24 protein-coding genes and 1 pseudogene are annotated in these 24513 nt (G+C 67.8%); 19 read left to right on the plus strand and 6 right to left on the minus strand.

The features are described from left to right. From AC1D2K_RS06765 to AC1D2K_RS06825, 13 genes are all read left to right on the plus strand, one after another. The coding region (locus AC1D2K_RS06765; protein ID WP_478087350.1) for an archaeosortase/exosortase family protein at positions 1 to 324 on the plus strand (324 nt) is incomplete at its 5' end. Next, positions 305 to 877 (plus strand): hypothetical protein, encoded by a 573-nt coding sequence (locus AC1D2K_RS06770; RefSeq protein WP_478087351.1) that lies wholly within the window; start codon positions 305 to 307, stop codon positions 875 to 877. The genes AC1D2K_RS06765 and AC1D2K_RS06770, both read left to right, overlap by 20 nt. Before the next feature lie 241 nt (positions 878 to 1118). Next, positions 1119 to 2405: a biosynthetic peptidoglycan transglycosylase gene (locus AC1D2K_RS06775; RefSeq protein WP_478087352.1), complete on the plus strand. Its 1287-nt coding sequence runs from the start codon at positions 1119 to 1121 to the stop codon at positions 2403 to 2405. Positions 2406 to 2492: 87 nt separating this feature from the next. After that, positions 2493 to 3605: an ABC transporter ATP-binding protein gene (locus tag AC1D2K_RS06780; protein ID WP_478087354.1), complete on the plus strand. Its 1113-nt coding sequence runs from the start codon at positions 2493 to 2495 to the stop codon at positions 3603 to 3605. A 73-nt stretch (positions 3606 to 3678) separates the two neighbouring features. Continuing rightward, positions 3679 to 4950 carry an ABC transporter substrate-binding protein gene (locus AC1D2K_RS06785; RefSeq protein ID WP_478087355.1) on the plus strand — a complete coding sequence of 424 codons (1272 nt, stop codon included), beginning with the start codon at positions 3679 to 3681 and terminating at the stop codon, positions 4948 to 4950. A gap of 148 nt (positions 4951 to 5098) precedes the next feature. Continuing rightward, positions 5099 to 6016 (plus strand): ABC transporter permease, encoded by a 918-nt coding sequence (locus tag AC1D2K_RS06790; protein ID WP_478087356.1) that lies wholly within the window; start codon positions 5099 to 5101, stop codon positions 6014 to 6016. Between the two features lie 121 nt (positions 6017 to 6137). After that, entirely contained in the window at positions 6138 to 7019 is an 882-nt protein-coding gene (locus AC1D2K_RS06795) for an ABC transporter permease (protein ID WP_478087358.1), read from the plus strand. A gap of 13 nt (positions 7020 to 7032) precedes the next feature. Beyond that, positions 7033 to 7764 carry an aspartate/glutamate racemase family protein gene (locus tag AC1D2K_RS06800; RefSeq protein WP_478087360.1) on the plus strand — a complete coding sequence of 244 codons (732 nt, stop codon included), beginning with the start codon at positions 7033 to 7035 and terminating at the stop codon, positions 7762 to 7764. Between the two features lie 68 nt (positions 7765 to 7832). After that, positions 7833 to 8738, plus strand: a complete 906-nt coding sequence (locus AC1D2K_RS06805; RefSeq protein ID WP_478087362.1) for a pirin family protein — start codon at positions 7833 to 7835, stop codon at positions 8736 to 8738. A 176-nt stretch (positions 8739 to 8914) separates the two neighbouring features. Next, complete coding sequence (locus tag AC1D2K_RS06810; protein WP_478087364.1) at positions 8915 to 9478, plus strand: Spy/CpxP family protein refolding chaperone; 564 nt, start codon at positions 8915 to 8917, stop codon at positions 9476 to 9478. A gap of 231 nt (positions 9479 to 9709) precedes the next feature. Continuing rightward, the gene (locus AC1D2K_RS06815; protein WP_478087384.1) at positions 9710 to 10438 is read left to right on the plus strand and encodes an endonuclease/exonuclease/phosphatase family protein; all 729 of its coding nucleotides are present in this window, start codon (positions 9710 to 9712) and stop codon (positions 10436 to 10438) included. After that, positions 10435 to 11694, plus strand: a complete 1260-nt coding sequence (gene clsB, locus AC1D2K_RS06820) for a cardiolipin synthase ClsB (RefSeq protein WP_478087366.1) — start codon at positions 10435 to 10437, stop codon at positions 11692 to 11694. The genes AC1D2K_RS06815 and clsB overlap by 4 nt, the downstream gene beginning before the upstream one ends. Beyond that, complete coding sequence (locus AC1D2K_RS06825) at positions 11694 to 12701, plus strand: lysylphosphatidylglycerol synthase domain-containing protein (protein ID WP_478087386.1); 1008 nt, start codon at positions 11694 to 11696, stop codon at positions 12699 to 12701. Before clsB ends, AC1D2K_RS06825 begins: the two co-directional genes overlap by 1 nt. Here the strand turns inward: AC1D2K_RS06825 and AC1D2K_RS06830 are convergent. Continuing rightward, a complete protein-coding gene (locus tag AC1D2K_RS06830; protein WP_478087368.1) occupies positions 12689 to 13261 on the minus strand; it encodes an acyloxyacyl hydrolase in 573 nt (190 codons plus the stop codon). The genes AC1D2K_RS06825 and AC1D2K_RS06830 overlap by 13 nt on opposite strands. A 184-nt stretch (positions 13262 to 13445) precedes the next feature. Between AC1D2K_RS06830 and AC1D2K_RS06835 the strand changes: the two genes are divergently transcribed. The 3 genes from AC1D2K_RS06835 to AC1D2K_RS06845 all read left to right on the plus strand — a co-directional run bounded on the left by AC1D2K_RS06835 (position 13446) and on the right by AC1D2K_RS06845 (position 14915). Then, entirely contained in the window at positions 13446 to 13943 is a 498-nt protein-coding gene (locus AC1D2K_RS06835; RefSeq protein ID WP_478087370.1) for a polyhydroxyalkanoate granule-associated phasin, read from the plus strand. 127 nt (positions 13944 to 14070) lie between these two features. After that, a complete protein-coding gene (locus tag AC1D2K_RS06840) occupies positions 14071 to 14487 on the plus strand; it encodes a MerR family transcriptional regulator (RefSeq protein ID WP_478087372.1) in 417 nt (138 codons plus the stop codon). Then, entirely contained in the window at positions 14484 to 14915 is a 432-nt protein-coding gene (locus tag AC1D2K_RS06845; protein ID WP_478087374.1) for a PaaI family thioesterase, read from the plus strand. Before AC1D2K_RS06840 ends, AC1D2K_RS06845 begins: the two co-directional genes overlap by 4 nt. A gap of 116 nt (positions 14916 to 15031) precedes the next feature. Here the strand turns inward: AC1D2K_RS06845 and AC1D2K_RS06850 are convergent, their stop codons facing one another. Then, positions 15032 to 16210: a metallophosphoesterase gene (locus AC1D2K_RS06850; protein WP_478087375.1), complete on the minus strand. Its 1179-nt coding sequence runs from the start codon at positions 16208 to 16210 to the stop codon at positions 15032 to 15034. Positions 16211 to 16308: 98 nt separating this feature from the next. After that, on the minus strand, positions 16309 to 16794 hold the full coding sequence (locus AC1D2K_RS06855; protein WP_478087376.1) for a hypothetical protein: 486 nt from the start codon (positions 16792 to 16794) through the stop codon (positions 16309 to 16311). A gap of 267 nt (positions 16795 to 17061) precedes the next feature. On the opposite strand from AC1D2K_RS06855, the gene AC1D2K_RS06860 reads away from it, so the two are divergent. After that, the gene (locus AC1D2K_RS06860) at positions 17062 to 18297 is read left to right on the plus strand and encodes an MFS transporter (RefSeq protein WP_478087378.1); all 1236 of its coding nucleotides are present in this window, start codon (positions 17062 to 17064) and stop codon (positions 18295 to 18297) included. A gap of 4 nt (positions 18298 to 18301) precedes the next feature. Here AC1D2K_RS06860 and gyrB read toward each other — a convergent pair whose 3' ends face one another. The 3 genes from gyrB to dnaA all read right to left on the minus strand — a co-directional run bounded on the left by gyrB (position 18302) and on the right by dnaA (position 23812). Continuing rightward, entirely contained in the window at positions 18302 to 20920 is a 2619-nt protein-coding gene (gene gyrB, locus AC1D2K_RS06865; RefSeq protein WP_478087380.1) for a DNA topoisomerase (ATP-hydrolyzing) subunit B, read from the minus strand. A gap of 136 nt (positions 20921 to 21056) precedes the next feature. After that, a complete protein-coding gene (gene dnaN, locus AC1D2K_RS06870; protein WP_478087382.1) occupies positions 21057 to 22163 on the minus strand; it encodes a DNA polymerase III subunit beta in 1107 nt (368 codons plus the stop codon). A 269-nt stretch (positions 22164 to 22432) separates the two neighbouring features. After that, a complete protein-coding gene (gene dnaA / locus AC1D2K_RS06875; protein WP_478087383.1) occupies positions 22433 to 23812 on the minus strand; it encodes a chromosomal replication initiator protein DnaA in 1380 nt (459 codons plus the stop codon). A gap of 363 nt (positions 23813 to 24175) precedes the next feature. On the opposite strand from dnaA, the gene rpmH reads away from it, so the two are divergent. Together rpmH and AC1D2K_RS06885 are read left to right on the plus strand one after the other, a co-directional pair. Continuing rightward, the gene (gene rpmH / locus AC1D2K_RS06880; RefSeq protein WP_007834827.1) at positions 24176 to 24310 is read left to right on the plus strand and encodes a 50S ribosomal protein L34; all 135 of its coding nucleotides are present in this window, start codon (positions 24176 to 24178) and stop codon (positions 24308 to 24310) included. Positions 24311 to 24382: 72 nt separating this feature from the next. Next, positions 24383 to 24513: pseudogene (locus tag AC1D2K_RS06885) on the plus strand (ribonuclease P protein component); the annotation flags it as partial.

Here is a 24513-nt window from a genome sequence, read left to right on the forward strand (position 1 = left end):
GAAGGCCAGCTGGTCATCGTCGACGCACCCTGCTCGGGCGTGCAGATGGTCTGGCTCGGCTATTTCACGGCCTGCGTGGTCGCGCTCTGGGCCCGGCGCGACGACCGGCGCTTCCTGGCACGGCTGCCGGCCGTCGGCCTGCTGGTGCTGGCCGGCAACATCGTGCGCAACAGCGTGCTGGTGGCGCTCGAAGCCACCGGCCATGCGCCCGCGGCCTGGCTGCACGATGCCTTCGGCCTGGTGCTGCTGGCCGGCGTCTGCGGCGGCATTGCATGGGTGATGACCACTTCCCGAGGAGACCGCCATGGCCGTCCCGCTGCTTGAGCGCTGCTTCGCCAACCGCTTCGTGCACCGCATCCTGCACAAGGCGGTGTTCGCGCTCGCGATGCTGCTCTGCCTGGCCTGGTCGGGCAGCTCGGCGCTGCATCGATCGACGCCGGGCGCTGCCGCCAGCGTCTTCCATGAATGGCCCAGCGAGTGGGACGGTGCGCCGCTGCGGCCGCTGGCGATGAGCGCCGTCGAACGCCGCTTCGCCGAACGCTTTCCAGGCGCCATCGCGCGCCTGACCGACGGCGAGCAGGTGCTGGTGCTGCGCCAGGTGAATGCCCCGACCCGCATGCTGCATCCGGCTGCCGACTGCTACCGCGCCCTGGGCTACGGCATCGCCCAGGCCCGTCTGGAGCGCGACCTGCACGAACGACTGTGGCGTTGTTTCGTCGCCGAACGCGGTGCCAGGCAAAAAATCCGGGTCTGCGAGCGCATCGTCGACGCCGCGGGCGATGCTTTCACCGACACTTCAGCCTGGTACTGGGCGGCGGCCAGCGGCCGCTCGAGCGGCCCGTGGCAAGCTGTGACCCTGGCGAGACCGATCGAATGATGCATGGAAACACCCCCGAAGCGCCTGCGGCGCCCCGAGTCGCTGCCAGAGGCAGCGGCTCTTCGGGTCCGTCCAAGCCTGCGCAGGCAGACTTGGAGCCGCGGACCTCAGCCCCTCGAGGGGGCGATACCAGCGGCCCGGCAAAGCCGGTTCCGCGGTATCCCTGGTGTCGGATTGCGCCGGTTTCAGGTGTCGCGGGTCACGCGATGGCGTGATGGAACATTGACAGAGTGAGAGTGATTTGCTGAAAAAAGCGCTGGTTTACCTGCTTTTCGCGACCCTGGCCCTGGTGCTGACTGCGGCGGTCGCGGTGTTCCTGATCCTCAGGCTGGCGCTGGCGCCCGGGCCCGACGAGTGGCCGGCACGCATCCAGGCCGGCCCGGTGGCGATCGATGTCGGCGTACCGACCGCGATCCGCCTGGCCACCTCGACCTGGTTCGCGCCCTGGCTGGCCGGCCGAACGCTGGACACCGCCCACGGCCCGGTCCGGTTCGGTTGGAACGCGGCGACCGAAACCCTGGAACTCCGCTGCGCGCCCTGCAGTGCCACGGTGCCGGCGCTGGGCAGCCAGCCGATCCGGCTCGACAGCCTGCGGGGCACGGTGCGCCGCGACGCCGGCACGCTCGGCGGCGTGCTCGAGGCCGCGCCGCCCGGACCGCTGGCGACGACGGCAGGCGCCAGCGACGACGGCATCCTGCATGCCCGCTGGAACGGCCGGCTGTCGCAGAAGGCCCTGACGATCGACATCCATGTGCCCGAAACGCCCATCGTGCGCTGGTACGCGGCGCTGGTGCCCGGCCTGGCGGAGCTGCAACGCGCCCGCATCGGCGGCACCCTGGCACTGAACGCCCAGGTGGTGCTGCCCGCCGGCACCTTCACGCTGCAGCCGCGCATCGCCGACTTCACGGTCGAAGGCCTGGGCACCGAGGCGATCGCCAACGCGCGCAGCAGCAGCTGCGGCGCACCGAGCCGGCTCGGCAACGAGAGCTGGCTGGCGCGCGCCGTGATCGCGGCCGAAGACCAGCGCTTCTTCACCCATCCGGGCTACGACATCGTCGAACTGACGGCCTCGCTCGAAATCAACCAGAAGGCCGCCAAGGCCGAGCGCGGCGGCAGCACCGTGACCCAGCAGCTCGCCAAGATGCTGGTGACGGGCGGCGAGCAAAGCGCCGACCGCAAGCTGCGCGAGCTGCTCTACGCGGTCGAGATGGAACAGACGCTGGGCAAGGCGCGCATCCTGCAGCTCTACCTCGACAACGCGCCCTGGGGCGCCCAGATCTGCGGCGCCGAAAAGGCGGCGCGCACCTATTTCAAGCGCTCCGCGCGCAATCTCGAGCCGGCGCAGGCGGTCTGGCTGGCCGCCATGCTGAACAACCCGGCCGCCGCGGTACGCAAGTGGCAGGCGGATGGAAACATCAACGTCGACCGCGCCAAGTGGGTGGCCGAAGGCGTGCGCGGCATCAGCAAGCCGCAGCGCGACGCCCTGCTGCGCAGCGTGGTCGCGGCCCGCTTCGCACCACCACCCTGACACGGCCCGCGGCACGCACCAACTCGGCGCGGCGACAGGCCGGCGGCACGCCGGTTCGCTGGCACATGTCTTGCGATGGCATCCGCAATGGATGCTGTCTCCGCCCCCCCGCCCGCAGCCGTTGAAATCGTCGCGCTGAGCAAGCGCTACGCCGCCGGCGCCCCGCCCGCGGTCGACCAGATCGACCTGCGCATCGCCAGCGGCAGCTACTGCTGCCTGCTGGGCCCCTCGGGCTGCGGCAAGAGCACCACGCTGCGCATGGTCGCGGGCCACGAGTCGGCCTCCGGCGGCGACATCCTGCTGGACAACCGCAACATCACGAACCTGCCGGCCGCGGCGCGCGGCACCGCGATGATGTTCCAGAGCTTCGCGCTGTTCCCGCACCTGTCGGCGCTCGACAACGTCGCCTTCAGCCTCAAGATGAAGGGCGTCTCGAAGACCGAACGCCACAAGCGCGCGGCCAACCTGCTCCAACGGGTCGCGATGGGGCACCTGGCCGAGCGCAAGCCGGGCGAGCTGTCGGGCGGCCAGCAGCAGCGCGTGGCGCTGGCGCGGGCCCTGATCACCGAACCCCGCGTGCTGCTGCTCGACGAGCCGCTGTCGGCGCTCGACCCCTTCCTGCGGATCCAGATGCGCGCGGAGCTGCGCCGCTGGCAGAAGGAGCTCGGCCTCACCTTCATCCACGTCACGCACTCGCAGGAGGAGGCCATGGCACTGGCCGACACCATGGTGGTGATGAACAACGGCCTGATCGAGCAGGTCGGCTCGCCGCACGAGGTCTACAACCATCCGGCCAGCGAATTCGTGGCCCGCTTCATGGGCGGCCACAACGTGTTCGCGCTCGACGACGGGCTGGTCGCGGTGCGCAACGACCACATGCGGATCGCGCCCGCGGGCGCCGTCGGCGGCGACACCGGCCTGCCCGCGCACGTGACCGATGTCGAGTACCAGGGCACCTACGTGCTGCTGGGCCTGCGCCTCACGGGCGTGCGCCCGGAGTTCAGCAGCGTTTCGGTGCTGCTGACCGAGAAGGACTTCGCCGCCCGCAACCACGGGGTCGGCGAGAGCGTGCGCCTCTCGTGGGCCGAGGCCGACGCGCGGACGCTGGGCCCCGGCGCCACGCGCCCCGAAGCACGTGGTGGCGGCACGCCGCCTGCCGGGCGCGCGCCGATGGCGGCCCTGGCGGCAATGGCGGCGTGACAGCGCCCGCCACGCACGCCCCCGCATTTCGGTTCCTTCACTTTCTTCACCACCGCCTTCCAGGAGACCTCCCATGTCCAAAAAGATCGAAACCCCCTCCACCGGCGTGCAGCGCCGCACGCTCCTGCAGGGCACCGCGGGCATCCTCGCGGCGGGCGTGTTCCCGGCCATCCATGCGCAGGAGAAGATCGTGCTGCGCTACCTCGGCACCGCGGTCAACCAGGACAAGGCGATCGCCGAGAAATTCAAGGCCGACACCGGCATTGAGATCCAGTACGTGGCCGTCACCACCGACGACGTCACCAAGCGCGCCGTGACCGCGCCGAACAGCTTCGACCTGATCGACACCGAATACTTCTCGCTGAAGAAGATCGTGCCCACCGGCAACCTCAAGGGCATCGACACGCGGCGCGTGAAGAACGCCGACAAGATCACCTCGCTGTTCACCAAGGGCGAGGTCGCGGGGAAAAAGGTCGGCGACCAGGGCACGGCGCCGATCAAGGTGATCTTCCTCGAGGGCGAGAAGAGCAAGGCCTTCTCGAAGACGCCGACGCAGTTCATGTCGCTGATCCCGACCACCTACAACGCCGACACGCTGGGCATCCGGCCCGACCTGATCAAGCGCCCGATCGGCTCCTGGGCCGAACTGCTGAACCCCGAGTTCAAGGGCAAGGCGGCGATCCTCAACATCCCCTCGATCGGCATCATGGACGCGGCGATGGTGGTGGAGGCCAAGGGCATCCACAAGTACGCCGACAAGGGCAACATGACCAAGGCCGAGATCGACCTGACGATCAAGACCCTGATCGAAGCGAAGAAGGCGGGCCAGTTCCGCGCGCTGTGGAAGGACTTCAACGAGTCGGTCAACCTGATGTCCTCGGGCGAGGTGGTGATCCAGTCGATGTGGTCGCCGGCCGTGACCGCGGTGCGCAGCAAGGGCATCGCCTGCACCTTCCAGCCGCTCAAGGAAGGCTATCGCGCCTGGGCTTCGGGCTTCGGCCTGCCGGCCACGCTGTCGGGCAAGAAACTCGACGGCGCGTACGAATTCATCAACTGGTTCCTCGACGGCTGGGCCGGTGCCTACCTGAACCGCCAGGGCTACTACAGCGCCGTGCTGGAAACCGCCAAGGCCAAGATGGAGCCCTACGAGTGGGCCTACTGGATGGAAGGCAAGCCCGCCACGCAGGACATCAAGAGCCCGCAGGGCGACGTCATCGCCAAGGCCGGCGCGCTGCGCGACGGCGGCAGCTACGAGGAGCGCATGGGCGGCATCGCGTGCTGGAACGCGGTGATGGACGAGAACGAGTACATGGTAAAGAAATGGAACGAGTTCGTGGCGGCATGAGCTCGCCCCCCAGGTTGGCTCACTGCGCGTAGCCGCCCACCCCCTGCCGGGGGCGACACCAGCGGCCCGGCAAAGCCGGTTCCGCGGTGTCCCACCAACGGGCTTCGCGTTGCTCGCCTGAGGAAACACTCCACCTTCCACTTCATTCATGAGTGCACCTGCCGCCATTGGCCGCGCCACATCGCCGCCCACCAAACCCATCAAGGCCTGGTGGCAGGCGGCGCCGTTCGGGCTCGTGTTCCTGCTGTTCTTCCTGATCCCGCTGGCGCTGATCGCGATGGTCAGCCTGTGGGACTTCAACGAGTACGAGCTGATCCCGGCGGTCTCGCCGCGCAACTACCTGAGCATCTTCGAAGGCTGCTCGCACCTCACCGACAACGGCGACTTCTGCGTCACCTTGTCGACCTACATCAGCACGCTCAAGTTCTGCCTGCTGGTCTGGGGCATCACGCTGCTGATCGGCTTCTCGGTGGCCTACTTCCTGGCCTTCCACGTGCGCTCGCCGGGCATGCAGACGCTGCTGTTCGTGCTGTGCACCGTGCCGTTCTGGACCTCCAACGTCATCCGCATGATCTCGTGGGTGCCGCTGCTGGGGCGCAACGGGCTGGTGAACCAGGGACTCATGGGCATGGGCCTGGTCGACACGCCGGTCGAGTGGCTGCTGTTCTCGGACTTTTCGGTGGTGCTGGCCTTCGTGCACCTCTACACGATGTTCATGATCGTGCCGATCTTCAACTCGATGATGCGCATCGACCGCTCGCTGCTCGAAGCCGCCAGCGACTCGGGCGCTTCGGGCTGGYAGACGCTGTGGAACGTGATCGTGCCGCTGTCGCGCACCGGCATCCTGATCGGCTCGATCTTCGTCATCACGATCGTGATGGGCGACTTCGTCACCATCGGCGTGATGGGCGGCCAGCAGATCGCCTCGGTCGGCAAGATCATCCAGGTCCAGACCTCCTACCTGCAGTTCCCGCTGGCGGCGGCCAACGCGATGATCCTGCTGGCGGTGGTGCTGATGATCATCTGGGGACTCATGCGCCTCGTCGACATCCGCAAAGAACTATGAAACACCCCCAGGTTGGCTCACTTCGTGTAGCCGCCCACCCCCTTGCAGGGGGCGTCGCCTGCGGCCCGGCAAAGCCGGTTCCACGGCAACTCTGGACCAGGGGCGCGCCGGGGGAGCGAAAATGATCGGTGAGCAGCGCAGCCCCGGATACTGGCCCCTGGCGATCATCTTCGCGCTGTTCGTGGTCTTCCTCTACGGCCCGATGATCACGATCTTCGTGCTGAGCTTCCAGGGCCCCGAGGGCGGCCTCACCTTTCCGCTGCGCGGCGTCTCGCTGCACTGGTTCCGCAAGCTCGCCGAAGGCTTGGGCACCGTCGACATCGGCGCCGCCTTCGGGCGCTCGCTGATGCTCGGTGCGGTGGTGATGCTGTGCACCGTGCTGCTGTCGGTCCTGGCCGGCCTGGCCTTCCGCAAGCGGCTCAAGGGCGGCAACGCGTTGTTCTTCGTCACCGTGGCGAGCCTGATCATGCCGTCGATCATCGTGTCGCTGGGCATCGGCCTGCAGTTCCGGCTGCTCGACAGTGGCCTCAAGGGCGCACTCGGCGCCTTGGGTGCCACCGGCACGCTCGAGAACTACGGCACCGCGCTCGGGCTCCTCACCTCGGCGCTCGGCGCCCACCTGACCTGGACGCTGCCCTTCGGTCTCCTGATCATGTTCGCGGTCTTCAACCGCTTCAATCCCGCCTACGAGGAAGCCGCGTGCGACCTCGGCGCGACGCCGTGGCAGAGCTTTCTGCACGTCGTTCTGCCGCTGATCGGGCCATCGGTGGTCGGCATCGGCATGTTCGGTTTCACGCTGAGCTGGGACGAGATCGCGCGCACTTCGCAAGCCATCGGCGATGTCAACACGCTGCCGCTCGAGCTGCAGGCGCTGACCTCCACCGTGACCACGCCATCGATCTACGCGCTCGGCACGGTGACCACCGTCGTGTCCTTCGCCGTGATGGCGCTCGCGCTGGGAACCGCCGCCTTGCTGCGCCCACGCGCGAAGCGCGCACGCTGATGCAGGCCCGCCCATGACCCGTCTGCTGGTGATCAACCCGAACACCTCCGCCGCGGTGAGCGTCCTCCTGCAGCAGCATCTGCAGGCGCAACTCGGCAGCGCGGCGAGCGTCCGTACGGTCACCGCCCGCTTCGGCGCCCCCTACATCGCCAGCGAGGCCACCTACGCGGTGGCGCAGCACGCGGTGCTCGACGCCTGGGCCGCGGCACACGCGCACGGCGAGCGGCCCGATGCCATCCTGATCGGCTGCTTCGGCGACCCGGGGCTGTTCGCATTGCGCGACGGCGCCGGCGTGCCGGTCGGCGGCCTGGCCGAAGCCGCCTTCGCGGCGGCGACACGGCACGGCCGTTTCGCCATCGTGACCGGCGGCGAACGCTGGCGGCCGATGCTCGGGCGGCTGGCATCCTCGCTCGGCTGCTCGGCCTCGCTGGCCGGCATCCACACGGTGGCGCCGACCGGCGCCCAACTCGCCGAGGACCCCGCCGGCGCCCGCGCCCTGCTGGCCGAGGCCTGCCGCGAGGCCGCGCTGCGCTTCCAGGCGCGGGCCGTGATCCTCGGCGGCGCCGCCCTGGCCGGCATCGCCGCCGACATCGCCGGTTCGGTTCCGGTGCCACTGATCGACAGCGTGAGCGCAGGCGGCGCGTGGGCGCTCGAGGCCATCCGGACCGGCACGGCGCCCGCCGCCGCCGCGGGATTCGGCGTGGCCTGGCAGAGCGTGTCCTGGGAACTCGAGGCGCTGGGCTGACCGGCCGGTGTCTGTCTGCTACAGCCCCACCAGCGGCGCGGTCGCCTCAACCGTGCCACCATGCCGCCATGAGCCACCCCTCCCACGCCCACCCCACCCACGCGGTCGAACCGGCGTCGCTCGCCCGGCCGCGAGGCATCGACCAGATCGTCGCCGGCGTCTCGACCAGCGACGGCGATGGCGTCAAGCTCACGCGGGTGCTGCACCAACCCTTGCAGCAGCGGCTCGATCCCTACCTGATGCTCGATGCCTTCGGCAGCGACAACGCCGGGGACTACATCGGCGGCTTCCCGAGCCACCCGCACCGCGGCTTCGAAACCGTGACCTACATGATCTCGGGGCGCATGCGCCACCGCGACAGCGCGGGCCATGAAGGCCTGCTCTCGAACGGCGGCGTGCAATGGATGACCGCCGGCCGCGGACTGGTGCACAGCGAACTGCCCGAGCAGGAAGAAGGCCTCATGGAAGGCTTCCAGCTCTGGCTCAACCTGCCGGCCAGGGACAAGATGCGGGAGCCCTGGTATCGCGACATCCAGAGCCCCGAGATCCCCGAATTCATCACCCCGTCCGGTGCGCACGTGCGTGTCATCGCGGGCCACAGCCACGGCGTCAAGGGTGCGATGCAGCGCGAACATACCGAGCCGCTCTACCTCGACATCGAACTGCCTCCCGGTGCCGAATTCGCCCAGCCGCTGCCGGACGACCACAACGCGCTGGTCTATGTCTTTCGCGAGTCGCTCTACATCGGCAACAGCGAGATCCCGACCAAGCGCATGGCGATCCTCGCCAACGAGCCGGGCTGCGACGGCGCCGTACTGCGTGCGCCGGCGTCCAACCACAGTCCGGCACGCGCCCTGCTGATCGCCGGCAAGCCGCTGCACGAACCGATCGCCCAGTACGGCCCCTTCGTGATGAACACGCGCGAGCAGGTCACCCAGGCGATGCACGACTTCCAGAGCGGCAAGCTGGGCTGAGGCGCGCCGAAACGCACGCGCCCTGGACCGCCGCCGCCGCTGGCAACGCGGCGCAGCGCCTTCATCTATCTTTACCCGCGCTAACCCCGGGCTCACGGTCGCGATACATGCGGTCGCCACACTTGGCTTCACCTGCTGCCCATCGGCGGCGGGCTTCTTCGAAAGGAAGCACTGTCATGATCCCGTCCCGCAAGAAATTCCTCCTGGCCGGCTTGCTGGCCTCCGCCACCTTCGCCTGCTCGGGTGCCTTCGCCCAGGCCCCGGTGACGCCGCCGCCGGCCGCCGAGGCGCAGACCGGCGCACAAGCCCCGGCCAAGCCGACCCACGACCGCGCCGACCACGCCCAGCGCCTGGAGCGCATGCAGGCGCAGCACGCCAAGCGCCTCGCGGCGCTGAAGGAAAAGCTGAAGCTCACGCCGGCCCAGGAAGGCGGCTGGAGCAGCTTCACGGCGGCCCAGCAGCGGCCGGCCCGTCCCATGGGTCAAGCCGATGCCGAACGCGCCGAGTTCGCCAAGCTGACGACACCGCAGCGCCTCGACCGCATGCAGGCGCGCCAGGCCGAGCGCAGCGCGATGTTCGCCAAGCGGGCCGATGCGACGCGCAGCTTCTACGCGACGCTGACGCCGGAGCAGCAGAAGACCTTCGATGCGGAATCGATGCCTCGCTTCGGTGCGCACGAGGGTCACGGCGGCCCTGGCGGGCATCGCCATCATTCCGCCCCGCCGCCCGCCAAGAGCTGATACGGCCCCATGCGGAACCAAGCCCCCGGCGCTCGCGCGCCGGGGGCTTTTACCTAGGGTCGCCGCAGACGTCGACGGCGAAGCGGTCAGGACGCTGCCCGTCCCGCACAAGCCGGCGAAGAAGGTGGTGCGTTCCTACAGCCGCGGCACAGCCTCGGGCTTACAACGAAGGCTGTGAAGCCCACCTCCCATTCGGCCGTCGCGGCGGCCTCTTCGACCTCGCTCAAGGTCATGACCGTGAACACCCACAAGGGCTTCACGGCGCTGAATCGCAAGTTCATCCTGCCGGAACTGCGCGAGGCGGTACGCACGGTGGGCGCCGATGTGGTGTTCCTGCAGGAAGTGCTGGGCACCCACTCGCGCCATTCGCGCAAAATCGACAACTGGCCCGAGGCGCCGCACTACGAGTTCCTGGCCGACACCATGTGGCCGCAGTTCGCCTATGGCCGCAACGCGGTGTACCCCAGGGGGCACCACGGCAACGCCGTGCTGTCGAAGTTTCCGATCGTCCACTACCGCAACCATGACATTTCGATCGCCGGTCCGGAGAAGCGCGGCCTGCTGCATTGCGTGCTGCGGCTGCCGGCACGGCCGATCGACGTCCACGCGATCTGCGCCCACCTCGGGCTGGCCGAAGCGCACCGCACGCAGCAGCTTGAGCTGCTGTGCCATATCGTGCGCGACGAGGTGCCGCCGGATGCGCCGCTGATCGTGGCCGGCGACTTCAACGACTGGCGCGGCCGCGCGCACGAAATCCTCGCGCAGGGCGCATTGCTGCGCGAAGTGTTCGTGCAGGCCAACGGCAGCGCCGCGAGGACCTTTCCCGCGCGCTTTCCGATGCTGCCGCTGGACCGAATCTACGTGCGCAACGCGAGCGCGCATTCGCCGGTCGTGCTGCCGCGCAAGCCCTGGTCTCACCTGTCGGACCATACGCCGCTGGTGGCGGAGATCGCGCTGTGAGCGGCTACGCCGAAGACACCCGGGCCGCCGGCCGACGCTGGACCGAAGGCAACCGCGTCGCAYTGCTGGAGAACGGCGAGCAGTTCTTCCCGCGCGTGTTCGAAGCCATCCGCGAGGCCCGGCGCGAGGTCGTCGTCGAGACTTTCATCCTGTTCGAGGACAAGGTCGGCGAGCAACTGCACGCCGCCCTGCGCGCGGCGGCTGCGCGCGGCGTGAAAGTCGACCTGATGATCGACGGCTTCGGCTCGCCCTCGCTGTCGCCCGGCTTCATCCGCGGGCTGACCTCCGCGGGTGTCCAGGTGCGGGTGTTCGATCCGGGCCGGCGCTTCTTCGGCCAGCGGTTCAACGTCCTGCGGCGCATGCACCGCAAGATCGCGGTCATCGACGGCGCGCTCGCCTTCGTCGGAGGGATCAACTATTCGGCCGATCACCTGCTCGACTTCGGCCCCAAGGCCAAGCAGGACTACGCGGTCGAGCTCGCCGGTCCGATCGTCTCGGAGATCCATCGCTTCGTGCTGCAAGCGATCGCGATCGGCGGCAAGGGCCCGGGCTGGTACCGGCGCCGGCTCAAGGCCGCCGTGCACGACAACACCGCGCCGGCGGGAGAGGCCGCAGCGCAGTTCGTGACCCGCGACAACCGCCGCCACACGAACGGCATCGAGCGCCACTACCTCGCCACCATCCGCAGTGCGCGGCATCGCATCGTGATCGCCAATGCCTACTTCTTCCCCGGCTACCGGATGATCAAGGAAATGCGCCGCGCCGCGCGGCGCGGGGTCGATGTCCGGCTGATCCTGCAGGGCGAGCCCGACATGCCGATCGCGAAGGCGGCAGCCCGCCTGCTCTACCACCACCTGCTGCACGCCGGCGTGCGCATCTACGAGTACTGCGAGCGCCCGCTGCACGGCAAGGTGGCGCTGGCGGACGACGATTGGAGCACCGTCGGCTCGAGCAACCTGGACCCGCTGAGCCTGTCGCTGAACCTCGAAGCGAACGTGATCGTTCGCGACCGATCCTTCAACCAGGCGCTGTGGGAGCGGCTCGATACGCTGATGCGGAACAAGTGCAAGCGGGTCCAGGCCTCGGACCTGGGCGAATGGAGCGGCTGGCGGCTGGTGCGCAGCTTCTTCGTCTTCCACCTGCTGCGCTGGTATCCCTCCTGGGTCGGCTGGCTGCCGCGCCATGCGCCGCGGCTGGAGCCGCTCGAGACGCCCGAGCCGAAAGACGCCAGCGCCACCCGGACGGACAGGGCATGATGGCCCGCCGGCCCGCTGCGGGCGACGCCGCGCCACCGTGGCCGAAGGCAGCCGGACCCTGGGCGCGCCTGCGGCGGATCGCCGCCTGGCTCTTCTTCGCGGTCGTGCTCGTACTCATCGTGCGCCAGGCCCGCACGATCGACTGGGGCGAGGTGCTCGACGCGCTGCACGACATCCCGCTACCCGCGCTGCTCGCAGCCGGCGCACTCGCAGGCTGCAGCCACCTGCTCTACAGCACCTTCGACCTCCTCGGCCGACGCATGACCGGCCACCGGCTCGGCACTCGCGTGGTGATGCGCGTCACCTTCATCAGCTACGCCTTCAACCTCAACCTCGGCGCGCTGATCGGCGGCGTCGCTTTCAGGTACCGGCTCTACTCGCGCCTCGGCCTGGACAACGCCACGATCACGCGCTTGCTCGGCTTCAGCATGCTGACCAACTGGATCGGCTACCTGGTGCTCGCCGGCGCGGTGTTCTGCTTCTGGCCGATGACGCTGCCGCCCGAATGGCGACTGGACGGCGAGGGGCTGCGCATCCTGGGCGCCCTGCTGCTGGTCGCGGGCATCGCCTACCTGGGCCTTTGCGCCATCGCGCGCGAGCACACCTGGCGCATCCGCGGCCACGAGCTCGACACGCCGTCGCTGCGCATGGCGCTGCTTCAACTCCTGCTCTCGGCCGCCAACTGGTCGCTGATGGGCGGCGTCGTCTGGCTGCTGCTGCTGCACCAGTTGCCCTAYCCGGAAGTGCTCGCGGTGTTCCTGGTCGCCGCGGTGGCGGGTGTCATCACCCACGTGCCGGGCGGACTGGGTGTGCTGGAGGCGGTCTTCCTGGCGCTGCTCGGGCACCGGCTGCCGCAGGGCACGCTGCTGGGCGCCCTGCTCGCGTACCGGGCGATCTACTACCTCGTGCCACTGACTCTCGCCGCGCTGGCCGTCGTGGCCACCGAGTGGCGTGTCAGAAAGCTGCGCCGCGCCGGTGCAGCGACTGACGGTGATCAGAAGCGATAGAGGTAGCGCACCCGCACGAAGGTCTCGCCCGGGTTCGGCGACTTGATGGCGGCATTCGAGAAATGCTGCAGCCGCAGCGACAGCTCGTGCTCGCCCTGGCCGCCGAAGCTGCGCCCGACGCCGAACTGTTCCGTGAACTGGAAGGTGGTGCTGAACTCCCGGTCGACGGTGCGGTAGAGCTGGTCCATCACAGTCCCGCCGATGCCGGCCTCGACGAACCAGGGCGAATCGCCCTGGTCGAAGCGATAGCGCCAGTTGGCGATCACGCCGAGCTGGGTGTAGTTGCGCTTGTCCCCGCCGTGCGGGCGCGGGGCGCGCCACTGGCTCACGAAGAAATCCCAATAGAACGACACGGCGCCGCCCTGGATCTGCGGCCAATGCGTCCACGGCACCACCGCCCCGAGCGTCAGCGAATCGGTGTTGTCATTGCTATGGACACCCTGCCCGAGATCGATGTAGATGCCCGGCGCGCTGTCCTGCGGCGCCGCTGTGGCAGCGAGGGAAAGCGACAGGCATCCTGCACACGGCAGCAGCTTGAGGCAGCGCAGCATGTTGGTCATAGGTCTAGGCTTGCGTTTTAAAAGCGAATGTAACAAGCATCGCAAAGCTTGTGTGCGACATGTCTCGAGATTTCACCCAGCCGAGGGGTAGGACGGGAACCCCTATTCGATGCTGCAGTGCAGCAAAAAGCGGCCTGGAGGTCTATAGTCGGATCAGCCCCACGAATACCGTCCAAAGACCTCCATGACTCCCAGCTTCTCTTCGCCGCGCTTCTTCAACCCGCTCATGCTGTGGGTCGACGTGGCCTTGAAGACCCACGAGATGCTGCTGTCGTCCGGCTCGGTGATCCAGATGCGCACCGAGCGCATGGCGAAGGCCGGGCTCCTGCCGAGCGAGGTCGATCTCGCCGAATTCCAGCTCATGAGCCACGAAAAGCTCGCGGCGGCGAGCGAATCGGGGGCCGCCATGGCCAACCAGCTGCACACCACCCAGTTCGCGCTGGTGAATCGCGCCGTGAAGCACTGGTTGAGCAGCGGCGCGGCCCTGTTTTCCTTGGCCACCAGCACCACCACGGCCCAAGCCGTGGGCCATGCCGAAGCCTTCGGCAGCGCCGCTGCCCGTTCGGCCGAGGCGGTGAGCCAACTGTCCAGCGCGAGCGCGCGCATCGCGCAACGCGGTCTCAAGCCGATCCACGCCAAGGCGACCTCCAATGCGCGCCGGCTCTTCGCCGAGCAGGCCTGAGAGAGCCCCCGACACGCCGACACTTCGGGTCCTCGCGGCCGGCGCCGAACCCTGAAGCGACGCCGGGCCGAGAATAAATCCGGCCGCCCCAAGCTTCGTGCAACGCGAGGCTTGCTAGCCTTCGCACATGCGGATTTCCGAACTCGCCCAACGCGCCGGCGTCACGGTGCATGCGCTTCGCCACTACGAGCGGATGGGCCTGCTGCTGCCGGCACGCACGGCGTCGGGCTACCGCGACTATCCGGAATCGATGCGCCGCGAAGTCGTGTTCATCGCCATGTCGCGGCGCATCGGCTTCTCGCTGCAGGCCATCGGAGAGCTGCTGCCGGCCTATCGCGCCGGCCGCCTGAGCATCGCCACCATGACCGAGGCGCTGCAGGACCGCGCCAACGCGCTGGAGCGCCAGATCACCGAACTGCAGGCGCAGCGCAGCCAGGTTCTCGAACACGCATCCTGGTTGCGCGAGCAGGACCGCCGGCAACGCGCCCGGACCCGGCCCCCCACCCCCTGGCCGAAGACGGCCGCTCGAAAGGACAGGAAATGACCCCCTCCCACCTCCAGCAGCTCGAACGCGCCGTGCTCGCGATGCCGATGGCGCGCACGCTGGGCCTGCGTTTCATCCGACTCGCCCGCGGCGAGGTCGAGCTCGAGATCCCGATCGCCGAAGCCTTCACCTTCCGCCCCGGCCAGCTCCAGGCCACGCCGGTCTTCGCCGTGGCCGATTTCGCCGCGGTCGGTGCTGCCGGCAGCATGCTGCCCGAGGGCTGGATCAACGCGACCGTCGACGCCACGCTGAAGCTGGTGGCGCCCGCCGTCGGCGCGGCCTTGCGCGCCAGGGGCCGCGTGGTCAGCGCCGGCAAGCTGCTCACCGTCTGCGCGGCCGACGTGTTCGCGGTCGATGCCGACGGCAACGAAACGCTCTGCGCCACGCTGCTCGGCAGCGCGCGCAACATCAAGCCGGCAGCAGCCTGAAGGTCAGGCCGGCGCCGGGCCGCCAGCGCGGCGAAGTCCGCGCTTCGCACGGACGGGCGGCCTGCTGCTTCCCCCTTGGGGGGCAGCGAGTACACGAAGTGACGGAGCGTGGGGGCTCAAGCCTGCACCAGCCGCAACAAGGTGATCTCCGACGGGGCGCCGAAGCGTTTGGGCGGGCCCCAGTAACCGGTGCCGCGGCTGGTGTAGACCCACATCTCCTGCAGCTTGTGCAGGCCGGCCGTGAAAGGCTGCTGCAACGGCACGAACAGGTTCCATGGGAAGAACTGGCCGCCGTGCGTGTGACCGGAGAGCTGCAGGTGGTAGCCGGCGCCCGCGGCGTCCGGCGCGCTGCGCGGCTGGTGGGCCAGCAGCACCCGCGTGTGCACCAGCGGCGGCGCGTCGAACAGGGCGCCATAGGGGTCGCTCGCATGCGCCGCATCGAAATGCCCCGCCGTGTAGTCGGTCACGCCCGCCACCAGCAGCGCGCTTTCGTGCACTTCCTCGTCGGTCTGGGCGCCCTTCACGTTGCGCGTCTGCAGCACCACGTGCTCGTTGAGCAGCACGCGCAGGCCGAGCCGGCGCAACTCCTCGATCCAGGCATGCGCGCCGGCGTAGTACTCGTGGTTGCCGGTCACCACGAAGGTGCCGTGCCGTGCCTTGAGTTGCTGCAGCGGTGCGATATGGTCGCGCAGTTCGGCCACCGTGCCGTCGACCAGGTCGCCGGTGATCGCGACCATGTCGGCACCCAGCGCGTTGACCGCATTCACGATGCGCTGGATGTAGCCGCGCTTGATCGTCGGCCCGACGTGAATGTCGCTGAGCTGCGCGATCGTGAAACCGTTCAGCGCCGAAGGCAGGTCGCGGATCGGCACGTCGACCCGCACCACACCCGCCGTGCGCCGCGCGTTCAGCAAGCCGACCAGAGAGGTCGCACTCGCCACCAGCGGCACGGCCGCGGCGCTCCAGACACCCCAACGCGCCCAGTCGACGGTCGCACCCGAAGCGGCCGCGCCGAGCCAACCGAGCAGCAGACCCGCATCGCGCAACAGCGTGAGCAGGATCATCGACGAGAACCRGCCCATGCTGATGAGTCCGATCCACTTCCAGACGTCGCCGAACTGCGGTCTGTCGGAACGCATGCCGACAAAAGGCAGCGGCATGGTCGAGGCCGACACGAACAGCGCCGCCAGCAGCGCAGGCTGCGCGAACGGCAGGCCCGCCAGCGCCGGCCACAGCCGCAGCCCGATGTAGACGTGCAACAGCGTGGTGAGAAGAATGAGGGGGCGAAACGGCATCGGGGCCCAGAAAGACGGGCAGAGCCCGGCCTCTTCATGTGGGAGCGATCGCTCCGCGTTCAAGGCCCCTTGCCGGGGGCGCCAGCCGCAGGTCCGGTTTACCTGACGGAGGCTTGTTGTTCGGCGCGGGGGAGACCCATCGCGGCGGCGAAATCGACGTTCGAGGGCCAGACGAACACGGCCTTCGTGCTCAAGCCGTTGAACACGGTCAGCGGCTGCTGCAGCGTGATCCCGGCCAGCGTGGCCTCGACCTCGTAGGCGCCGGGGTCGAGCCGTGCCAGCATGATCGGTGCGCCGGTGGCCGCCTCCATCACCAGCCGGCCGGAATAGCGCTCGCGAACCACGACCTTCACGTCGCTCGGAAACTGGCCCGGCTTGCCGCGGCTGACCGCGAACTCCAGGGTCGCGGCCCAGCGCGGCGCCACCGTCTCCATGAAGCTCGCCTCGGCGCTGCTCTTGCCGCCGCACATGTATTCGATGCCCTGGGCAATTCGGATCGGCGGATTCGTCAACGCCTGCGCCGAAGTGAATGCACCGAGGATCGCCAGGGCCGCTGCGGGCCGCCAAAACCGGATCGGGGTCATTGCTCTGCTGTCCTTGCTCATGAATGGCGATTGCTCGCCGGCAATTCTCCTTAGCAAGAGTCGGGCTAGGAATAGCGTTTACACGCAGTGGCGCCGCCGAGACGCACAAAGAACGAAAAACGCATGACAACCGACGGTTTTCATTGTTGGCGAACCGGAAATTGAGATGTTCCGCGCGACGCTTCGGGGCCTGCGATCCACGGCCAGACTCGATGACCTCGCAACAAAGCTCCGGAAGCCGCGCCCAAGCCGCTTTCTGTCGCCCTCATGAACGCACCCTGCTCCCCCTGCGCGGATACGTCGGCCCCCGTCGCCGATTCGTCGCGCGCCGCCTGGCTCGCGGTTGGCTCCATCGCCGTCGGCACTTTCGCGATGGTCACGACCGAATTCCTGCCGATCGGCCTGCTCACCGACATCGGCGCCGGCCTGCAGGTCAGCGACGGCACGGCCGGCCTGATGGTCACGATGCCGGGGGTGCTCGCCGCCTTCGCCGGACCGGCGCTGATCGTCGCTTCCGGCCGCCTCGACCGCCGCACCGTCATGGTGGCGCTCACGGCGCTGCTGGTCGCTTCCAACCTGCTGGCCGCCTTCGCGCCCGACTTCACGACCATGCTGGTGGCCCGGYTGATGCTGGGCCTGTGCGTCGGCGGCTTCTGGACCTTCGCGCCGAGCGCCGCCACGCAACTGGTGGCGCCGGGCTCCCAGGCGCGCGCCATGTCGCTGGTGCTCGCCGGCGTTTCGGTGGCCACCGTGCTCGGCGTGCCGGCCGGGGCGCTGGTCGGCACGCTGGCCGGCTGGCGCGCGGCCTTCGGTGTCACGGGCGGGTTGGCGGCGATCGTGCTCGCGGTGCAGATCTGGCTGCTGCCCGCGATGCCGCCGGCCCGCGCCATCCGGCCGCGCGACCTGCTCACGCCGCTGACCCGGCGCATGGCGCAGGTCGGATTGCTGGCCGTGCTGTTCCTGGTCGCCGGGCACTTCGCGGCCTACACCTACCTCAAGCCGTTGTTGCAGCAGGTCTTCGGACTGGGCTCGGGCCCGGTCACGGCCTTGCTGCTGGCCTACGGCGCGGTCGGCTTCGTCGGCACCTTCATCGGCGGCAGCCTGGTCGCGCGCAACGTGCGCTCCGCCGCGCTGCTGGCGGCCGTGCTGCTGGCCACCGCGCTGCTGCTGTCGACGGTGGTGGGCAGCGGCTTCGTGGCCGGCGCTGCGGTGGTCATCACCTGGGGCGTCGCCTTCGGCATGATCCCGGTCGCACTGACCGGCTGGATGATGGAAGCCGTGCCCGATGCACCCGAAGCCGGCCAGGCGCTGCTGGTCAGCGGCTTCCAGGTGGCGATCGCCTCCGGCGCCCTGCTCGGTGGCCTCGCGGTCGACGGCTGGGGCATCTCGACCGCGATGCTGCTGAGCGGCGCGCTGGTGCTGGTGGCTGCGGGGGTCGTGGGCGGACTCGGGCGGACGCCCGGCCGGGTGGCGCTGACCGCCTCGGCCGAACGCCGCAGCTGAACGCTCAAACGTCGATGTTCGCGGCCCTGAGCGCGTTCTGCTCGATGAACGCGCGCCGCGGTTCGACCTCGTCGCCCATCAGCATCGTGAACACGCGGTCGGCCTCGATCGCGTCGTCGATCTGCACCCGCAGCAGCCGGCGCACCGCCGGGTCCATCGTCGTTTCCCACAGCTGCTCGGGGTTCATCTCGCCCAACCCCTTGTAGCGCTGGCGCGCGGTCGCGTTCTCGGCCTGGCCGATCAGCCAGCGCATCGCTTCGCGGAAATCGTTGACCTTTTCCTCCTTGGCGCGCTCGCCTTCGCCGCGCTTGACCACGGCGCCCTCGCCCAGCAGGTCGCGGAAGGTCTTGGCGGCCTCGGCCAGCGCCGCGTAGTCGGCGCCATGGACGAAGTCCTGCGTCAGCACGCTGCTCTTGATGTTGCCGTGATGGCGGCGGCTGATGCGCAGGAGCGGCTTGTCGGTACGGGTGTCGAATTCGCTCGACACGTCGGCCGGCGCGCCGGTGGTGTTGAGTTCGCGCAGCTTGTTCTGCAGCGCCACGGCCGAGGCCTCGGCGCTGGCGGTGGTGTCGAGGTCGAGCGAGACGCCGTCGGCGATGGCGCGCAGCGCTGCCGCATCGAGGAACACGCCGAGCCGCGCGATCACGGCCTCGGCGAGCTGGTGCTTGCGCGCCAGTTCAGCCAGCGTGTCGCCGCTGAGGGTCGTCGGGCTCGCGCCGCCGGTGGCGACGCTGGCGTCCTTCAGCGCCACCTTGAGCAGGAAGGCGTCGAGCGCCGGCCCGTCCTTGAGGTACTGCTCTTCCTTGCCGACCTTGACCTTGTACAGCGGCGGCTGGGCGATGTAGATGTGGCCGCGCTCGACCAACTCGGGCATCTGCCGATAGAAGAAGGTCAGCAGCAGCGTGCGGATGTGGGCGCCGTCGACGTCGGCGTCGGTCATGATGATGATGCGGTGGTAGCGCAGCTTGGCGACATTGAAGTCGTCGGCGCCGCCGCCCGAGGTCGTCGCGCCGGCCCGGCCGATGCCGGTGCCGAGCGCCGTGATCATGGTCAGGATTTCGTTGCTGGTGAGCAGCTTCTCGTAGCGCGCCTTCTCGACGTTCAGGATCTTGCCGCGCAGCGGCAGGATGGCCTGGAACTTCCGGTCGCGGCCCTGCTTGGCGGAACCGCCGGCGGAATCGCCCTCCACCAGGTAGACCTCGCACAGCGCCGGGTCCTTTTCCTGGCAGTCGGCCAGCTTGCCCGGCAGGCCCATGCCGTCGAGCACGCCCTTGCGGCGCGTCATCTCGCGCGCCTTGCGCGCCGCTTCGCGCGCCCGCGCCGCCTCGACGATCTTGCCGCAGATGATCTTGGCGTCGTTCGGACGCTCCTGCAGGTAGTCGGACAGCAGCCGGCCGACGATGTCTTCCACCGGCGCGCGCACCTCGCTCGACACCAGCTTGTCCYTGGTCTGGCTCGAGAACTTGGGTTCGGGCACCTTCACGCTCAGCACGCAGCACAGGCCCTCGCGCATGTCGTCGCCGGTGACCTCGACCTTGGCCTTCTTGGCCAGCTCGGTTTCTTCGATGTACTTGTTGATGACCCGGGTCATCGCGGCGCGCAGGCCGGTCAGATGGGTGCCGCCGTCACGCTGCGGAATGTTGTTGGTGAAGCACAGCACCTGCTCGTTGTAGCCGCTGTTCCACTGCATCGCGACTTCGACGCCGATGTGGGTGCCGGGGATGCCGCCGTAGGTCTCGGCGGGCTTCTCGCCGGCGGCGTAGAACACGTTCGGGTGCAGGACGGTCTTGCCCTTGTTGATGAACTCGACGAAGCCCTTGACGCCGCCGGCGCCCGAGAAATCGTCCGACTTGCCGGTACGCTCGTCGAGCAGGCGGATCCGCACGCCGTTGTTCAGGAAGCTCAGCTCGCGCAGCCGMTTGCTGAGGATCTCGTAGTGGAAATCCGCGTTTTCCTTGAAGATCTCCGAGTCGGGCAGGAAGTGCACCTCGGTGCCGCGCTTCTCGGTCTCGCCCGTGACTTTCATCGGCGAGACCTCGACGCCGTTGACGACGTCGACGATGCGGTTCTGCACGAAGCCCTTGCTGAACTCCAGCGTGTGGACCTTGCCCTCGCGCCGCACCGTCAGGCGCAGCATCTTGCTCAGCGCGTTGACGCAGCTCACGCCCACGCCGTGCAAGCCGCCCGAGACCTTGTAGCTGTTCTGGTTGAACTTGCCGCCTGCGTGCAGTTCGGTCAACGCGATCTCGGCTGCCGAGCGCTTGGGCTCGTGCTTGTCGTCCATCTTGACGCCGGTCGGGATGCCACGGCCGTTGTCGGTGACCGAGACCGAGTTGTCGGTGTGGATGGTCACGACGATGTCATCGCAATACCCCGCCAGTGCCTCGTCGATCGAGTTGTCGACCACCTCGAACACCAGGTGGTGCAGCCCGGTGCCGTCGGAGGTATCCCCGATGTACATGCCCGGGCGCTTGCGCACGGCCTCCAGCCCTTCGAGGATCGTGATGGAGCCTTCACCGTAGGTCGTGTCGGCCGGGATCACCTCGATCGGAATCGCGCTGTCGATTTCAGGGGTGTAAACCGGCTCGGTGTGCGGCACTTCCGGCTTGTTTTCTTCGCTCATCACTGTCTTTCTGTCTGGCGCCTGGCTGGGCACCGTCTGTTCGGGAGATACCGCGGAACCGGCTTCGCCGGGCCGCTGGTATCGCCCCCTGCAAGGGGGTGGGCGGCTACACGAAGTGAGCCAACCTGGGGGTGTGCTAAATCCTCATTGGCATGACGACGTACTTGAACGACGCATTCTCGGGAATCGTCATCAGCACCGAGCTGTTGGAGTCGGCCAGGTCCAGCTTCACCATGTCCTGGCTCATGTTGGCCAGCGCATCGATCAGGTAGGTGACGTTGAAGCCGATCTCGATCGTGTCGCCGCCGTAGTCGATGTCGAGCTCGTCCTGCGCCTCTTCCTGCTCGGCGTTGTTCGAGGCAATGCGCAGGGTGCCGGGCTCGATGTTGAGCCGCACGCCCTTGAACTTCTCGCTGGTCAGGATCGCGGTGCGCTGCAGGCTGGCCAGCAGCGGCGCGCGGCCCAGCGTGACCGTGTTCTTGTGGGTCTTCGGAATCACGCGGTTGTAGTCGGGGAACTTGCCCTCGACCAGCTTGGTGACGAATTCCATGCCGCCGAAGCTGAACTTGGCCTGGTTGTTCGCGAACTGCATCTCGATCGCGCCTTCGGCGTCGGACAAGAGGCGCTGCATCTCAAGCACGGTCTTGCGCGGCAGGATCACTTCCTGGCGCGGCACTTCGACGTCGAGCATGGCCGAGGCGAAGGCCAGCCGGTGGCCGTCGGTCGCCACCAGGCTCAGCTGCTTGCCCTCGGCGACGAACAGGATGCCGTTGAGGTAGTAGCGGATGTCATGCACCGCCATCGCGAACGACACCTGGCCGAGCAGGTCCTTGAGCGTCTTTTGCGGCACGCTGAAGACCGGGCCGAAATTGGCCGCTTCCTGGACCAGCGGAAAGTCCTCGGCCGGCAGCGACTGCAGCGTGAAACGGCTCTTGCCGCCCTTGAGCACCAGCTTGCTGGCGCTGGATTCGAGGCTCACGGTCTGGTCGGCCGGCATGGTGCGCAGGATGTCGATCAGCTTGCGCGCGCCGATGGTGGTCGTGAAGTTGCCCTCGTCGCCGCCAAGCTCGGCCTGGGTCCGGATCTGGATCTCGAGGTCGCTGGTGGTCAGCTGGATCTGGCCGCCGGTCTTGCGGATCAGCACGTTGGCCAGGATGGGCAGCGTGTGGCGCCGCTCCACGATCCCCGCCACCRATTGCAGCGCCGCGAGGACTTTGTCTTGTGTAGCCTTCAAAACGATCATTGTCTTACCTCTTCTTTATTTCTTTAATTCAAATTAGTAGTAGTAGATAAGGGACGCGCTGCGCTGTGGACAGGAGCATTTTCCGCTTTCGTGACAGGCACTTGCGGCAGCCGGCCGGCTGTGCGCAGCCGTGCTTTTTTGCTGTCGCGCCAAAGCGCACAACTTCGGGCCGTATCTCCAGCCTGTGGACAAGTGCCTTTTTGCACCGGAACTGTCCACAGAGTTGTCCTTTGACAGGCCGCAGCGCTTCTGTACAGGGCGCTCACCGGTCAGCCTTTGAGGGTTTGTTCCAGCACGTGCAACTGCTGGTTGAGCTCGGTGAGCTGCTGGCGCTCGCCCGAGATCTTGCGCACCGCGTGCAGCACCGTCGTGTGGTCGCGGCCACCGAACAGCTCGCCGATCTCGGGCAGGCTTTTCTGCGTGAGTTCCTTGGCCAGGTACATCGCGATCTGGCGCGGCCGGGCGATCGAGGCCGGCCGCTTCTTCGAGTACATGTCGGCGACCTTGATCTTGTAGTAGTCGGCCACCGTCTTCTGGATGTTCTCGACCGAGATCTGCCGGTTCTGGATCGACAGCAGGTCGCGCAGCGCCTCCCGCGCCAGCGCGATCGAGATCTCTTTCTGGTTGAAGCGCGAGTAGGCCAGGATCTTGCGCAGCGCGCCTTCGAGCTCACGCACGTTGGAGCGCACGTTCTTGGCAACGAAGAAGGCCACCTCTTCAGGCATCTCGGCGCTCTCGGCACGCGCCTTGTTGATCAGGATCGCGACGCGCATCTCGAGCTCGGGCGGCTCGATCGCGACTGTCAGACCCGAATCGAAGCGCGAAACCAGCCGCTCGTGAATATCCGCCAGACCCTTGGGATAGGTGTCGCTGGTCATCACGATGTGCGACTTCTTGGCCAGCAAGGCTTCGAAGGCGTTGAAGAACTCTTCCTGCGTCCGATCCTTGTTGGCGAAGAACTGGACGTCGTCGATCAGCAGCAGATCGAGCGAGTGGTAGCGCTCCTTGAACTCGTCGAAAGTCTTGCGCTGATAGGCTTTGACCACATCCGAAACGAATTGCTCCGCATGGATGTAGAGAACTTTGGAGTCCGGCCGGTCGGCGAGCAAGCGGTTACCCACCGCGTGCATCAGGTGGGTCTTGCCCAGGCCGACGCCGCCATAGATGAAAAGCGGGTTGTAGAGGTGGCCCGGCATGCCGGCCACGTGCATGGCGGCGGCGCGCGCCATGCGGTTCGCCGTGCCTTCCACCAGGGTGTCGAAAGTAAGGCCGGAGTTCAGCCGGTTCTTGAAAGCCGCAGCCGCCGGATCCTCGCCCGGCGCGGGCAGGTCGCGCGGCACGTCGGTTTCGGAAATCACGGCCATCGATACAGGCCTGACAACGATTTCCCGAGGAGCGAGCGCTAACTCGATAATCACAGGCTGACCGTAGAGCTTCTCCGCCATGGCGGCGATCTTGCCGGCGTACTGGGCCCGGATCCAGTCGAGTTTGAAGCGGTTGGCCACGAAGATCGTGACCCGCGAAAGATCGTCCGCGACCCGTGCGGTCAGTGGCTTGATCCAGGTGTTGAATTGCTGTTCGGACAGCTCCTGTGCGAGCTGGTCGACACAGGCCTGCCAGAGGCTGTCGCCGATGCCGTCACTCGGCATGGGTGCTCTGAAAAGTGGTTTGTCCCTCAGCCATCTCTCGTCTTGATATTGTGGATAGTCGCACCCGCGATGCGCCGTCGATTCTAACTTGTCAAAACCTTATCCACACCGTTTCGGCGGTCGTCGAAGAGGCCCGGATCGGCGCCGGTGATTGTGGCGCGGACGAAACTTTGCGATAATCGCGGGTTTCCCTCAAAACCTCTTTGTGTGTTTCGGGGTATGTCCGTGTATCTGGGGGCCTCAGGGGGGGCCTCAGGGGCCTCTCCGGCCAAGGACTAATTAAGAAACTTAGGAATCGCGCCGACGGCCTTCGGGACCCGGAGGCTCACACGCCGGCCTTGCCGGTGAATCAGGAAAATCATCATGAAACGCACTTATCAAGCTTCCAAAGTCCGCCGCGCCCGTACCCACGGTTTCCTGGTCCGCATGAAGACCCGCGGTGGCCGCGCCGTGATCAACGCACGCCGCGCCAAGGGCCGCAAGCGCCTGGCCGTCTAAGGCGCGCCGGCACCGTTGCCAGTCGACCCGCTGCCGCCCTCACCGTCCGACGGCGTCCCGCGGTTGGCTTCCATGCAGCGGCTCAAGACCCGCGCGCAGTTCCAGGCCGTCCTCGCAGGTGCCACCGTGGCGCGCACAGCCCACTTCGCACTGCACCGCTGCGCGCTCGCCGCGCCGGACGGGGTCGAGCCGCTGTTCGCCAT

This window comes from Variovorax sp. P1_H12_2 (genome assembly GCF_056405335.1).